General features: G+C 70.1%; 11 protein-coding genes and 1 pseudogene. 4 read left to right on the top strand and 8 right to left on the bottom strand.

Annotated features, from left to right (window positions below; translation table 11 throughout):
- Positions 1-49 precede the first annotated feature (49 nt).
- Entirely contained in the window at positions 50-1,531 is a 1,482-nt protein-coding gene (locus tag CCN51_RS07390; RefSeq protein WP_014176141.1) for an MFS transporter, read from the top strand.
- Positions 1,532-1,568: 37 nt separating this feature from the next.
- A complete protein-coding gene (locus CCN51_RS07395) occupies positions 1,569-2,069 on the top strand; it encodes a TIGR03618 family F420-dependent PPOX class oxidoreductase (RefSeq protein ID WP_014176142.1) in 501 nt (166 codons plus the stop codon).
- A 13-nt stretch (positions 2,070-2,082) separates the two neighbouring features.
- On the opposite strand, the gene pdxR is transcribed toward CCN51_RS07395, so the two are convergent.
- On the bottom strand, positions 2,083-3,522 hold the full coding sequence (pdxR, locus tag CCN51_RS07400; RefSeq protein WP_014176143.1) for a MocR-like pyridoxine biosynthesis transcription factor PdxR: 1,440 nt from the start codon (positions 3,520-3,522) through the stop codon (positions 2,083-2,085).
- Between the two features lie 69 nt (positions 3,523-3,591).
- On the opposite strand from pdxR, the gene CCN51_RS07405 reads away from it, so the two are divergent.
- Positions 3,592-4,200, top strand: coding sequence for a TIGR03086 family metal-binding protein (locus tag CCN51_RS07405; RefSeq protein WP_014176144.1), 609 nt, complete (start codon positions 3,592-3,594; stop codon positions 4,198-4,200).
- On the top strand, positions 4,194-4,601 hold the full coding sequence (locus tag CCN51_RS07410) for a hypothetical protein (RefSeq protein ID WP_014176145.1): 408 nt from the start codon (positions 4,194-4,196) through the stop codon (positions 4,599-4,601). The genes CCN51_RS07405 and CCN51_RS07410 overlap by 7 nt, the downstream gene beginning before the upstream one ends.
- 73 nt (positions 4,602-4,674) lie before the next feature.
- On the opposite strand, the pseudogene CCN51_RS07415 reads toward CCN51_RS07410, so the two are convergent.
- From CCN51_RS07415 to CCN51_RS07445, 7 genes and pseudogenes are all read right to left on the bottom strand, one after another.
- Positions 4,675-5,175: pseudogene (locus CCN51_RS07415) on the bottom strand (Uma2 family endonuclease); the annotation flags it as partial.
- Positions 5,176-5,278: 103 nt separating this feature from the next.
- Positions 5,279-6,778 (bottom strand): MFS transporter, encoded by a 1,500-nt coding sequence (locus tag CCN51_RS07420; protein WP_014176147.1) that lies wholly within the window; start codon positions 6,776-6,778, stop codon positions 5,279-5,281.
- 110 nt (positions 6,779-6,888) lie between these two features.
- Positions 6,889-7,611, bottom strand: a complete 723-nt coding sequence (locus CCN51_RS07425; protein ID WP_014176148.1) for a TetR/AcrR family transcriptional regulator — start codon at positions 7,609-7,611, stop codon at positions 6,889-6,891.
- A 287-nt stretch (positions 7,612-7,898) separates the two neighbouring features.
- The gene (gene serA, locus CCN51_RS07430) at positions 7,899-9,503 is read right to left on the bottom strand and encodes a phosphoglycerate dehydrogenase (protein WP_014176149.1); all 1,605 of its coding nucleotides are present in this window, start codon (positions 9,501-9,503) and stop codon (positions 7,899-7,901) included.
- A 247-nt stretch (positions 9,504-9,750) separates the two neighbouring features.
- Complete coding sequence (gene ilvC, locus CCN51_RS07435) at positions 9,751-10,749, bottom strand: ketol-acid reductoisomerase (RefSeq protein ID WP_014176150.1); 999 nt, start codon at positions 10,747-10,749, stop codon at positions 9,751-9,753.
- 131 nt (positions 10,750-10,880) lie between these two features.
- On the bottom strand, positions 10,881-11,408 hold the full coding sequence (ilvN, locus tag CCN51_RS07440; RefSeq protein ID WP_014176151.1) for an acetolactate synthase small subunit: 528 nt from the start codon (positions 11,406-11,408) through the stop codon (positions 10,881-10,883).
- Positions 11,409-11,442: 34 nt separating this feature from the next.
- The gene (locus CCN51_RS07445) at positions 11,443-13,299 is read right to left on the bottom strand and encodes an acetolactate synthase large subunit (protein ID WP_043486688.1); all 1,857 of its coding nucleotides are present in this window, start codon (positions 13,297-13,299) and stop codon (positions 11,443-11,445) included.
- Between the last annotated feature and the right edge of the window lie 46 nt (positions 13,300-13,345).

Here is a 13,345-nt window from a genome sequence, read left to right on the forward strand (position 1 = left end):
CGGTCTTTCCTGTCGCCATCGCTCGATGCCGCCCGACAGGAGAGCCCGTATGTCCGTCATAGCCAGTTCCAAACCAGCCCTTTCCCGCTCACGTTGGCTGGCCCTGGGCGTCATCGCCACGGGAATGCTGATGGTCGTCCTGGACGGCTCCATCGTGACCGTGGCCATGCCGGCCATCCAGGACGACCTGGGCTTCTCCCCCGTCGGCCTGAGCTGGGTGGTCAACGCGTACCTGATCGCGTTCGGCAGCCTGCTCCTCCTCGCGGGACGGCTCGGCGACCTGATCGGCCGTAAGCGCATGTTCCTGGCCGGTGTCGCGGTGTTCACCGCGGCCTCGCTGCTGGCAGCCGCCGCCACCTCCCCCGCGGTGCTGATCGCCGCCCGGTTTCTGCAAGGGATCGGCAGCGCCATGGCCTCCGCGGTCAGCCTGGGCATTTTGGTGACACTGTTCACCGAGCCCCGGGAGCGCGCCAAGGCGATCGCCGTGTTCAGCTTCACCGGAGCGGCCGGCGCGTCGATCGGCCAGGTGCTCGGCGGTGTGCTGACCGACGCACTCAACTGGCACTGGATCTTCTTCATCAACCTGCCGATCGGGCTCGCGGCCCTCGCGGTCGCCGTGCCCGTTCTGCCCGCCGACCGAGGGCTCGGCCTGGCCGCCGGAGCCGATGTCATCGGCGCCCTCCTCGTCACGGCGGGGCTGATGCTGGGGATCTACACCGTCGTCAAGGTCGAGGAATACGGCTGGACCGGGGCGCCCACCCTCGGCTTCGGCGCCCTCTCGCTCCTCCTGCTCGCCGCGTTCATCGCCCGCCAGGCCACGGCCCGTACCCCGCTGATGCCGCTGCGGATCTTCCGGTCGCGCAGCGTCGTGGGAGCCAACCTGATCCAAGTCCTGATGGTGGCCGCCCTGTTCTCCTTCCAGATCCTCGTCGCCCTCTATCTGCAGAAGGTCCTGGGGTACGGCGCCGCCAAGACCGGCCTGGCCATGCTCCCGGCCGCCGCCGTCATCGGCGCGGTGTCCCTCGGCGTCTCCGCCCGGCTCAACGCCCGCTTCGGCGAGCGCAAGGTGCTGCTCACCGGGATCGTGCTGCTGATCGGCACCCTCGGACTGCTCATCCGCGTGCCCGTGCACGCGAACTACCTCACCGACCTCCTTCCCGTGATGCTGCTCGCAGCCGGCTTCGGCCTCGCGCTCCCCGCGCTGACCACCCTCGGCATGTCCGGCGCGAAGGAGGACGACGCCGGGCTCGCCTCCGGACTGTTCAACACCACCCAGCAGATCGGCATGAGCCTGGGCGTCGCGGTGCTCTCCACCCTGGCCGCCTCCCGCAGCGACGGTCTGCTCGCGCAGGGCAAGAGCCGGGCCGAGGCGCTGACCGGCGGCTACCACCTGGCCTTCACCGTCGGCACGGGGCTTCTGGTCGCCGCCTTCGTGGTCGCGTTCACGGTGCTCGCCCAGCCCGCCCCGAAGCCCACCGCCATCGTACGGAAGAACGCCGACCCCGCCGCCTCGCCCGCCACGGTTGCCTGACCCCTCCTCCCGTCACCACCAGTGAAAGGCCCGACCCATGAACACGAACGTGGCGAACGAAGAAGAGCAGAAGCCGGGCGCCGGACCCGCGCCGCGGGCGCTGGCGGACGAGGAATTGTCCCGGCTGCTTCAGGAGCAGCAGTTTTCGGTGCTCGCCACGGTCAAGCGCAGCGGTCACCCCCATCTGTCGACCGTGCTCCACCGCTGGAGCCCCGAGGAGCGCATGGTTCGGATCTCCACCACGGCCGACCGCCTCAAGGTGCGCCAGCTGCGCCGCGATCCGCATGCCGCCCTGCACGTCCACGGCCCGAACGTCTGGTCGTTCGCCGTCGCCGAGGGCGACGCGGAGATCTCCGAGGTGACGACGGTGCCCGGTGACGCGGTCGGGCGGGAACTGCTCTCCCTGACGCCCGGCTTCGACGATCCGCGGGACGAGGCGGCGTTCCTGGAGCAGATGGTCGCGGACCGGCGGGTGGTGATCAGGATCCGGGTGTCCCGCCTGTACGGAACGGCCCTCGACATCCCCGGCTCCGACTGATCAGACGCCCCGATCAGACGGCCGCCAGCCGCCGCAGCGCCGGACCGATGTCCGGCGCTGCGATCGCGCCGTATCCGAAGACGAGGCCCGGACGTACGGATTGGCTCATGGCGACCTCGGACAGGGTGTAGAGCGCCACGCCCGAAGCACGGGCCCGGGCCGCCAGCTCTGCCGGGTCACCGCCGGTGGCGTAGGCGGTGATATGCAGACCGGCCGAGGACGGAATGACGTCGAGCCGGTCCGCGAAGGGGGCACCTCCCAGCGGTAGCTGGGGGAATTCGGCGAGCCCGGTCGTGATCAGCTCATGCCGGGCCGCGTACTCCTGTCGCATCCGGCGGATGTGGCGGGCGAGCAGACCGTCGTCGATGAACCTGGCCAGCGCCGCCTGGGTGGGGAAGGAAGTGCTCCAGTCGGTCACGTACTTGGCCGCGCGCAGCGCATCCCGCAGCGGGGCGGGCGCGACGAGAAAGCCGATCCTCAGCGAGGGCAGCATGACCTTGGAGAAGGAGCCCACGTAGATCACATGTCCGGCCCGGTCGACGCTCTGCAGGGGGTCGATCGGCCGGCCGCCGAAGCGGAACTCGCTGTCGTAGTCGTCCTCGATCACCACGGCACCGTGACGTTCGGCCCATTCGACGAGGGCCATCCGGCGCCGCAGCGACATCGGCATGCCCAGCGGGAACTGGTGGGAGGGCGTCACATAGACGACGCGGACGTGGTCCGGGAGGGCGTCCACACACAGGCCCTCGTCGTCCACCGGGACATCCACGACCGTGGCGCCCAGCGAGCGGAAGAGCATCCGGGCCGGCGGATAGCCGGGGTCCTCGACCGCGACGCCGTCGCCCGGCTCGACCATCACGCGGCAGATCAGATCGAGGGCCTGCTGAATGCCGTTGGTCACGACCACATCGTCGGCGGCGGCCCGCACCCCTCTGAACAGGCCGATATGGCGAGCGATCGCCGCACGCAGCCCGCGGTGGCCCGCCGGATGGCCGGAGCCCCGCGCGATCGCGGCCGCAGGGCGCAGCTCACGCGCGACCAGCCGCCGCCATGTCTGGTACGGGAACAGCCGGGCGTCCGGCAGGCCCACCCGCAGGTCATACGTGACGGAGGTCAGCTCGGCGTCGATCGGGCCGAGCCATGGGGTGACCACCCCGTCCCAGACGGCGCGCGGCTTGAGCGCGGAACGGGTGCTCGGGGCACCCGGCGTACGGCCGACCGCCCCTACGAACGTGCCCGCGCCGACCCGGCTCTCCAGATAACCCTCGCTCGCCAGCCGGTCGTAGGCGACGCCGACCGTGTTACGGGCCACCGCGAGCCGCCGGGCCATCTCCCGGGTCGGCGGCAGCGGATCGCCCGGGCGCAGCCGCCCGTCGAGGATGGCGGCACGGACTTGTCGGTAGATCTGGCCGGACAGGTCGCGATGCCCGTCGAGGCTGACGTGGACCTCCATATTGGCTCAATCATATGTGGGGTTATTGGACCTGGTGTTGGGCCATTGCCGGTTTCTAGGCTTCGGATCATGGATATTCAAGAGCTGGACATCCAAGAGCTCGACCGCCGGTCTCTGGCGCTGTTGGGCGATGTCGTCGCCCAAGTCAAGGACGATCAGCTACGTCTCCCGACGCCGTGCCCGGACTGGACCCTGCACGGCCTGATCCGCCATCTCGTCAGCCAGAACGAGGGGTTCGCCGCGTCGGCGCGCGGCGGGGGCGAAGCGCTGTCCGACTGGCGCGGCGGCGACCTCGGCGCCGATGCCCGCGCCGCGTTCGAGGCGTCGGCGGCGCTGGTCAACGATGCGTTCGCACAAGACGGCGTGCTCGACCGCGCGTTCGCCCTCCCGGAGGTCCGAAACGGCGGCGCCTTCCCCGCGTCCCTCGCGATCAGCTTCCACTTCGTCGACTGCGTCGTCCACGCCTGGGACGTCGCGGCCACGATCGGCGTCCCCTGGGAGCCCGACGACGAGCTGACCGCCGCCGCGCTACGGGTCGCCGAACAGGTCCCCGACAAGGGCCGCGGCCCCGGCGCCGCCTTCGAACAACGCGTCCCACCCCCGACCGACGCAACCCCGCATCACCGGCTGCTCAGCCTGCTCGGCCGCGTCCCCTCCTGGTCGGGCACACCGTGCTGAGATCGCACTGGCGCCCGGGCCCGGCGGCGGACACGGACGGCCCGGTGCTCGTCAGCGTCACCGACTTCACCTTCACCAAGCGGCTGGACCTCCCCGGCATCGCCCGCGCGGCCATCGGCCTACGCCGCACCTGGCCTGCGCTCGACGGGGCGGTCGGCCTATGGCTGTGGACGGCCCCGCGGTCCCGGCGCTGCGGCGCGGTGTCCGTGTGGACCGGTGAGGAGGCCCTGCACGGATTCGTGGCGCGACCGGACCACGTCGCGATCATGCGCAAGTACCGCGCCCGCGGCGTGGCCAAGGCGACGACCTGGGTGTCGCCTGCGCTCGACGAGACCGCCATCTGGCGGGACGCCTATCGCGTACTCATGGGATCCGGCACTACAGCCGGTCGATCTCGGTGAGGTCGATATCGATGGTGAACGGCGCCGGGAGCTTGAGGCGATCGTGGTAGATGCCGGTCGGCACGTACGTGCGCGTCACCGAGTTCAGCTCGAAGACCTGGACGACCGGGCGCCGGACCTCACCCTTCTCGACCAGCCAGAAGTGAGGGATTCCCGCCTCGGCGTAGAGCTGCGGCTTGCGCTGCCGGTCGCGATCCTCCGACTCGGGCGACACCACCTCCACCGCAAGCACGACGTCAGCCGCCTGGAAGCCCGTCTCCTCCGCCTCGGCTGACACAGCCTCTGCACGCAGGACCAAGATGTCAGGCTCAGGGCGGTTCTTCTTGTTGAGGACAACGCTCATCTCGCGACGCACCCGCAGCGACATTGGTGCGAACGCTCGTAGAGCTGGCACAAGCACGTCCATGACCAGCGAATGGAAACTCCTCTGCGGGCTCACGAAAACGAGGCTCCCGTCGATCAGCTCAGTGTGCGGCGGGAGATCCGGGATGCGGTCGAGGTCGTCCGCGGTGAATCCGCCCGGGGGCGGAAAGGCCCAGGCCGGCAGCGGTTCAGCAGTCATGGTTCCTCCCATGGACGGGATTCTGGCCGCGCAGCCAAGCGTAGCGGGCCCGAACGTGGGAGCTGCCCCTCACACGGGGGAGGGGCGGCTCCCACGTTGACCGCCGTGCGTGGGCCTAGCCCAGGTGCACCGGAAGCGGCTCCGTCTGCTCCGCGCCGGGCTGGCGGCTCGGCCGCGGGGTGTTCATCAGGAGGCCGACCAGGACCGCCGCCGCCGCGAGGATCACCGAGGACCAGACAAATGCCTCCGAGAAGCCTTCGACCAGCCCCTCCTTGGCCAGTTGCGGGGTCACCTCATTGGCGCGGACCGCCGGGGCCAGGTAGTCCTTGGTGGTACTGGCGGCGATCGTGTTGAGCATCGCCGTGCCGACCGAGCCGCCGATCTGCTGGGCGGTGTTGACCGTGGCGGAGGCGATGCCCGCGTCCTGGGGCTGGACGCCGTGGGTGGAGTAGTTCATCGACGGCGCCATCGTCAGGCCCATGCCGAAGCCGACGAGGAGTTCGGCGGGCAGGACGCCCGCCGCGTACGAGCTGTCGGGCTCCAGGGGGATCAGCAGCGCGACGCCGACGGCCGCGATGAGCAGGCCCGGGACCATGAGGACGCGGGGTGGCACCTTGGGGAGCAGCCGGGTGCCGACACCGGCCGCCGAGACCAGCACGGCCGCGGTCATCGGCAGAAAGGCCACGCCGCTGACCAGCGCCGAGTAGCCCTTGACGCGCTGCATGTAGTACGTGAGGAAGAGGAACATCGCGAACATGCCGACCACCGCCAGCCCGACCGCGAGGTAGGCGCCGCCGCGCGTACGGTCCGTGATCACCCGAAGGGGCAGCAGCGGGCGCGGGACGACGCGCTCGGTCAGGACGAACGCCGTCAGCAGGACCACGCCCAGGGTGAGCAGCCCGGTCACGGTCAGCGAGTCCCAGCCTTCGGACTCCGCCTCGCTGCATCCGTACACCACCGCGACCAGACCGGATACGGCCAGCAGCGCGCCGGGCAGGTCGAAGCGGACGCGGTCGCCCTCGGCGCGCTCGTCGGCGGGCAGCACGTACCAGCTGAAGACGGCGACGGCGGCGACGGGCACATTCACATACAGGCACCAGCGCCAGTCCAGATACTCGGTCAGCAGCCCGCCGAGGACCAGGCCGATCGCGCCGCCGCCCGCCGCGATGGCGCCGAAGACGCCGAAGGCCTTGGCGCGCTCGCGCGGCTCGGTGAAGTTCACCGCGAGCAGGGAGAGCACCGTGGGGGCGAGCAGCGCGGCGAACACGCCCTGCAGCGCGCGGGCCGCGAGGAGCATCTCGAAGCCGGAGGCCGTGCCGCCGAGCGCGGAGGCCGCGGCGAAGCCGATCAGACCGATGAGGAAGGAGCGCCGGCGGCCGGTGTAGTCGGCGATCCGGCCGCCGAGCAGCAGCAGGCTGCCGAACGCCAGGGTGTAGGCGGTGATGACCCACTGCCGGTCGCCGTCGGTGATCCCGAGGTCCTGCTGGGCCGAGGGCAGGGCGATGTTCACGACGGTGATATCGAGGACGATCATCAGCTGGGCCAGGCCGATGAAGAGCAGTGCCAACCAGCGCCGTGGGTTGACCGCGGGCTGCGTGTCGAGGGGCTGGGCCATGATGGTGCCTTTCTGAGGCTTATCTGGAGATTTCAGGCTTTGAGAGGCCTTCCCCGTCCGGGTTTGCCGGGCGGGGGGATTCCTCCGGAAGCGGCCGGACGGGTCATCCGTCAGTCGGATCCGGCACCCATCGCCCCTCCTCTGAGGCGCTTGAACATGGCGGCGTCCAGGGCCGGCCCGGACAGCCGAGTGTTGGGCCGGGCGCCGCCTTCGGGGCGTAGGCCGTCGATGTATACGTCCAGGTGGCGGTGTGCCAGCGCCTCGTCGTCCGGCATGACCCCGCCAGGCAGCGGGCGGGACAGCCGGATGATCATCAGGGTGATGTCGCCGAAAACGGCGTCGGGGCGGATCAGCCCGGCCTCATGGGCCCGTCCGAGCAGTTCGTCCACGGGGTCGGCGGCGTCGTGGCGGACGGCGTCCAGGATCTCGTCGACGGTGACCCGGCCGAGGAGAGCGGGCACCACCGAGCCGAGCTTGAGGTCGAGGGCCGCGTGCATAAAGCGGCGGAGCGCGTCCATCGGATCGCGCTCCGCCTCGGTCGCCTCGTGCGCGGCCTCGACCAGGGCGGTGAAGACGTCGATCGCCACCGCGCGGATCAGGTCGGCACGCTTGGGAAACCGCCGGTAGAGGGTCGCGATGCCGACGCCCGCCCTGCGGGCGATCTCGTCGAGGGGGGCGTCAGGGCCCTGGTCGGCGAAGACCGCGCGGGCGGCACGCAGGATCTGCTCGCGGTTCTGCCGGGCGTCGGCCCGCATCCGGGGCATCCGGGACGCGGGCCCGTCGGAGGCGTCGGCCGGATCGGCCTCGTCGGCGTCGGGGGTGATGGTGGACACGGCGAACCTCCCGCGAACAGGGCGGCGGCGCAGCACAACAGTGCTAGGTGGAGAGTTTTTCTCCACTTAGTGATATCAGCGTATCCACTGCGGCCAGGATATTCAACACGTGATGAAAAAGATCGGACGGGTCCCGAACGCAGACGCGGTCACGTACGCACACAGGCGGACGCACACACGACGAAGCCCGGCCCCCGCCGAAGCGGGGGCCGGGCCCTGTGCTGCTGCTCTGCTGTTCCGTACTGCCGTAAGACCGCGCCGTACTGCGGTCAGAACGCTTCTCGCGCTCAGTCCACCAGGTTGACCGAGCGGGCCGACGACGCCCCGATCTCCTCGGCGATCTCGGTGAGGACCGGCTGGGGGATCGTGTCGTCCACGGTCAGCGCCACCAGCGCCGCCCCGCCCGCCGCCGAACGCGAGACCTGCATACCGGCGATGTTGATCTCCGCCTCGCCGAGGATGCGGCCGAGCGTGCCGACCACACCCGGGCGGTCGGTGTAGCGCAGGAAGGCCATGTGGTCGGCGAGCGCCAGGTCGACGTCGTAGTCGCCGACCGCGACGATCTTCTGCTGGTTCTTGGGACCGGCCAGCGTGCCGGAGATCGAGACCTCGTCACCGCCGGAGAGGGTGCCGCGCACGGTCACCACATTGCGGTGCTCCGAGGACTCCGAGCTGGTGGTCAGGCGTACCTCGACGCCGCGCTCCTGCGCGAACAGCGGGGCGTTCACATACGACACGGTCTCGTCGACGATGTCCTCGAACACACCCTTGAGCGCGGAGAGTTCGAGCACCTTGACGTCGTGCTGGGTGATCTCGCCGTACACCTCGACGTCCAGCCGGACCGCCACCTCGCCCGCGAGCGCGGTGAAGATCCGCCCCAGCTTCTCGGCCAGCGGCAGCCCGGGCCGGACCTCCTCGGCGATGACGCCGCCCTGCACATTCACCGCGTCCGGGACCAGCTCGCCCGCGAGGGCCAGGCGCACCGAGCGGGCGACCGCGATGCCCGCCTTCTCCTGGGCCTCGCCGGTGGAGGCGCCCAGGTGCGGGGTGGCAACCACGTTGTCGAACTCGAAGAGCGGGGAGTCCGTGCACGGCTCCTTGGAGAACACGTCCAGGCCGGCCGCCGCGACCCGGCCCTCCTTGAGGGCCGCCGCCAGCGCCTCCTCGTCGACGATCCCGCCACGCGCGGCGTTGACGATCCGGACCTCGGGCTTGACCTTGTGCAGCGCCTCGTCGCCGATCAGGCCGACGGTCTCGGGGGTCTTGGGGAGGTGGACCGTGATGAAGTCGGAGACCTCGAGCAGCTCGTCGAGCGACAGCAGCTTGACGCCCATCTGGGCGGCGCGCGCGGGCTGGACGTAGGGGTCGTACGCGACGATCTTCATGCCGAAGGCGGACATCCGCTGGGCGACCAGCACGCCGATGCGGCCGAGGCCGACGACGCCGAGGGTCTTCTCGCTCAGCTCCACGCCCGTGTACTTGCTGCGCTTCCACTCGCCGTTCTTCAGCGCCGCGTTCGCCTGCGGGATGTTGCGGGCCGTGGCGACCAGCAGGCCGCATGCCAGCTCGGCCGCGGTGACGATGTTGGACGTCGGGGCGTTGACAACCATGACGCCGGCCTTGGTGGCGGCGGAGACGTCCACATTGTCGAGGCCGACACCCGCGCGGGCGACGACCTTGAGGTTCTTGGCCGCGGCGATGGCCTCGGCGTCGACCTTGGTGGCGCTGCGCACGAGGATGGCGTCCACGTCGGCGATGGCGGGCAGCAGCTCGGCCCGGTCCGCGCCGTTGCAGCTGCGGATCTCGAAGTCCGGGCCCAGGGCCTCCACCGTGGCGGGCGAGAGCTCTTCGGCGATGAGTACGACGGGTTTACCCGTGGAAGCAGTGCTCACGTGGTCTTCAGTCCTCACTAGTCCTATGCGGACGGCCGTCCCGACGGCCGCAGGCGTGAAGGGGGGGCAGCCGCGTGAAAGACGCACGACGCTGTGAGCCCTGACGCGCTTATTCCCTGCAGTGTAGTGGCGTCCGGGAGGCGTTTTGCGCCATAGCGGCGGGATCACCCGCACGTGGTCTTGCATGATGGACAAGTCGCGGACCGGGCCCCCGAGGTGCGGGCTCGGGGGCCCGGTCCCAGAGGGCTTACGCCTCGTCGTCGACCCAGCTCATCAGCTTGCGCAGCTCCTTGCCGGTGGTCTCCAGCAGGTGGTTGGCGTCGGCCTTCTTGTACTCGTTGTACTTCGGCAGGCCCGCGTGGTACTCGTCCATCCAGTTCTTGGCGAAGCTGCCGTCCTGGATCTCGGCGAGGACCTTCTTCATCTCGGCCTTGGTCTGGTCGGTGATGATCCGCGGGCCGGTGACGTAGTCGCCCCACTCGGCGGTCTCGGAGATCGACCAGCGCATCTTCTCCAGGCCGCCCTCGTACATGAGGTCCACGATCAGCTTCAGCTCGTGGAGGCACTCGAAGTACGCGATCTCCGGCTGGTAGCCGGCCTCGACCAGGGTCTCGAACGCGGCCTTGACCAGCGCGGAGGTGCCACCGCACAGCACCGCCTGCTCGCCGAAGAGGTCGGTCTCGGTCTCCTCGGTGAAGGTGGTCTTGATGACGCCGGCGCGCGTGCCGCCGATGCCCTTGGCGTACGACAGGGCGAGCGCGAAGGCGTTACCGGTGGCGTCCTGCTCGACGGCCGCGATACACGGCACGCCGCGGCCCTCCTCGTACTGGCGGCGGACCAGGTGGCCCGGGCCCTTGGGGGCGACCATGCAGACGTCCACACCGGCCGGGGGCTGGATGAAGCCGAAGCGGATGTTGAAGCCGTGGCCGAAGAACAGCGCGTCGCCGTCCTTCAGGTTGGCCTTCACCGACTCCTCGTAGACCTGGGCCTGGATCGGGTCCGGGACCAGGATCATGATCACGTCGGCCTCGGCGGCCGCCTCGGCCGGGGTGACCACGCGCAGGCCCTGCTCCTCGGCCTTGGCCTTGGACTTCGAGCCCTCGTGCAGGCCGACCCGGACGTCGACGCCCGAGTCGCGCAGCGACAGCGCGTGGGCGTGGCCCTGGCTGCCGTAGCCGAGGACCGCGACCTTGCGGCCCTGGATGATGGACAGGTCGGCGTCGTCGTCGTAGAACAGCTCGGCCACTTCGGGATTCTCCTAGCGTTTTCGGGTTGTGCGTCCCACCGTATGACGGGCGGGCGGGTGAAGGTTTCGGGGTCTCGCCATACGGGCCCCGGATCGGCCATGATCGGCCGCCGGGTGCCCGGTGCCGCTGGTCAGGCGGTCCGGTCGAGCGCGCGCAGGCTCCGGTCGGTGATGGAGCGGGCGCCACGCCCTATGGCGATGGTGCCGGACTGGACCAGCTCCTTGATGCCGTACGGTTCCAGCATCTTGAGCATGGCCTCGAGCTTGTCGCTGCTTCCGGTGGCCTCGATGGTCACGGCCTCCGGGGAGACATCCACGGTCTTGGCGCGGAACAGCTGGACGATCTCGACGATCTGGGAGCGGGTCTCGTTGTCGGCGCGCACCTTCACCAGGACCAGTTCCCGCTGGATCGCATGGCTGCCTTCCAGCTCGACGATCTTCAGGACGTTGACCAGTTTATTGAGCTGCTTGGTGACCTGCTCCAGCGGGAGCTCATCGACATTGACCACGATGGTGATCCGGGAGATGTCGGGGTGCTCGGTGACGCCGACCGCGAGCGAGTCGATGTTGAAGCCGCGGCGGGAGAACAGCGCGGCGATCCGGGCCAGGATGCCGGGGGTGTTCTCCACCAGGACGGAGAGCGTGTGCTTGGTGGACATGGGCTGAAGTCTCTCTTCTCTCTCGGTCCCGGCCTCAGTCGTCTTCGCTGTCGCCGAAGTCCGGGCGGACGCCGAGCGCCGCCTGGATCTCGTCGTTGGAGGTGCCGGCCGCGACCATCGGCCAGACCATGGCGTCCTCGTGGACGATGAAGTCCACGACCACCGGCCGGTCGTTGATCGAGTTGGCCTTCTCGATGACGGCGTCGAGGTCGGACGGGTCCTCGCAGCGGAGGCCGATGCAGCCCATGGCCTCGGCGAGCTTGACGAAGTCGGGGACGCGGGTGCCGGCGCTGGTCTGGGCGGGGGTGTCCGGGCCCGAGTGCAGCACGGTGTTGGAGTAGCGCTGGTTGTAGAACAGCGTCTGCCACTGGCGGACCATGCCCAGCGCGCCGTTGTTGATGATCGCGACCTTGACCGGGATGTTGTTCAGCGCGCAGGTGACCAGCTCCTGGTTGGTCATCTGGAAGCAGCCGTCGCCGTCGATCGCCCAGACCGTGCGGTCCGAGGCGCCGGCCTTGGCGCCCATCGCGGCCGGGACGGCGTAGCCCATGGTCCCGGCGCCGCCGGAGTTCAGCCAGGTCGCCGGCTTCTCGTAGTCGATGAAGTGGGCGGCCCACATCTGGTGCTGGCCGACGCCCGCGGCGAAGATCGTGTCCTCCGGCGCCAGCTGGCCGATGCGCTGGATGACCTGCTGGGGGGACAGGCTGCCGTCGGCGGGCTGCTCGTAGCCCAGCGGGTAGGTCTCCCGCCAGCGGTTCAGGTCCTCCCACCAGCCGGAGTAGTCGCCGGTGTGGCCCGCGTCGTGCTCGGCCTGGACCGCGACGACCAGGTCCGCGATGACCTCGCGGGCGTCGCCGACGATCGGCACGTCGGCGGCGCGGTTCTTGCCGATCTCGGCCGGGTCGATATCGGCGTGGACCACCTTGGCGTTGGGGGCGAAGGAGTCGAGCTTGCCGGTGACGCGGTCGTCGAAGCGCGCGCCAAGGGCGATGAGCAGATCGGCCTTCTGCAGGGCGGTGACGGCGGCGACGGTGCCGTGCATACCCGGCATGCCCAGGTGCTGGTGGTGGGTGTCGGGGAAGGCGCCCAGCGCCATGAGGGTGGTGGTGACGGGCGCGCCGGTCAGCTCCGCCAGCACCTTCAGCTCGGCGGTGGCCTGGGCCTTGATGACGCCGCCGCCCACGTACAGCACCGGGCGCTCGGCCTGGGTGATCAGGCGGGCGGCCTCGCGGATCTGCTTGGCGTGCGGCTTGGTGACCGGGCGGTAGCCGGGCAGGTCGGTCTGCGGCGGCCAGGAGAAGGTGGTCTGCGCCTGCAGGGCGTCCTTGGCGATGTCGACCAGGACCGGGCCGGGGCGGCCGGTGGAGGCGATGTGGAACGCCTCGGCGATCGTCCGCGGGATGTCCTCGGCCCTGGTGACCAGGAAGTTGTGCTTGGTGATCGGCATGGTGATGCCGCAGATGTCCGCCTCCTGGAAGGCGTCCGTACCGATGGCCTTGGAGGCGACCTGGCCGGTGATCGCGACGATGGGGACCGAGTCCATATGCGCGTCGGCGATCGGGGTGACCAGGTTGGTGGCGCCGGGACCCGAGGTGGCCATGCAGACGCCGACCTTGCCGGTGGCCTGGGCGTAGCCGGTGGCGGCGTGGCCCGCGCCCTGCTCGTGGCGGACGAGCACGTGGCGGACCTTGGTGGAGTCCATCATGGGGTCGTAGGCGGGGAGGATCGCGCCGCCGGGGATGCCGAAGACGGTGTCGGCACCGACCTCTTCGAGTGAGCGGATGAGGGACTGCGCGCCCGTGACGTGCTCGACGGGGGCGGGATGGGAACCGCCGTTTCGGGGCCGCGGCTGGGGATGGTGGGCCCCGGTGGCCTGCTCGGTCATCGGCATTCTCTTCTCGGATGAGGGTCTGTGCGGGGAGTGGGAGAGCGGTACG

The sequence above is a fragment of the Streptomyces milbemycinicus genome (assembly GCF_002154605.1).
Lineage (GTDB): Bacteria > Actinomycetota > Actinomycetes > Streptomycetales > Streptomycetaceae > Streptomyces > Streptomyces milbemycinicus.

What these genes read in the sequence shown, in the direction of transcription:
- CCN51_RS07390 (WP_014176141.1), top strand. Translation starts at nt 50, where the DNA reads ATGTCCGTCATAGCCAGTTCCAAACCAGCCCTTTCCCGCTCACGTTGG.
- CCN51_RS07395 (WP_014176142.1), top strand. Translation starts at nt 1,569, where the DNA reads ATGAACACGAACGTGGCGAACGAAGAAGAGCAGAAGCCGGGCGCCGGA.
- pdxR (WP_014176143.1), bottom strand. Translation starts at nt 3,522, where the DNA reads ATGGAGGTCCACGTCAGCCTCGACGGGCATCGCGACCTGTCCGGCCAG.
- CCN51_RS07405 (WP_014176144.1), top strand. Translation starts at nt 3,592, where the DNA reads ATGGATATTCAAGAGCTGGACATCCAAGAGCTCGACCGCCGGTCTCTG.
- CCN51_RS07420 (WP_014176147.1), bottom strand. Translation starts at nt 6,778, where the DNA reads ATGGCCCAGCCCCTCGACACGCAGCCCGCGGTCAACCCACGGCGCTGG.
- ilvN (WP_014176151.1), bottom strand. Translation starts at nt 11,408, where the DNA reads ATGTCCACCAAGCACACGCTCTCCGTCCTGGTGGAGAACACCCCCGGC.
- CCN51_RS07445 (WP_043486688.1), bottom strand. Translation starts at nt 13,299, where the DNA reads ATGCCGATGACCGAGCAGGCCACCGGGGCCCACCATCCCCAGCCGCGG.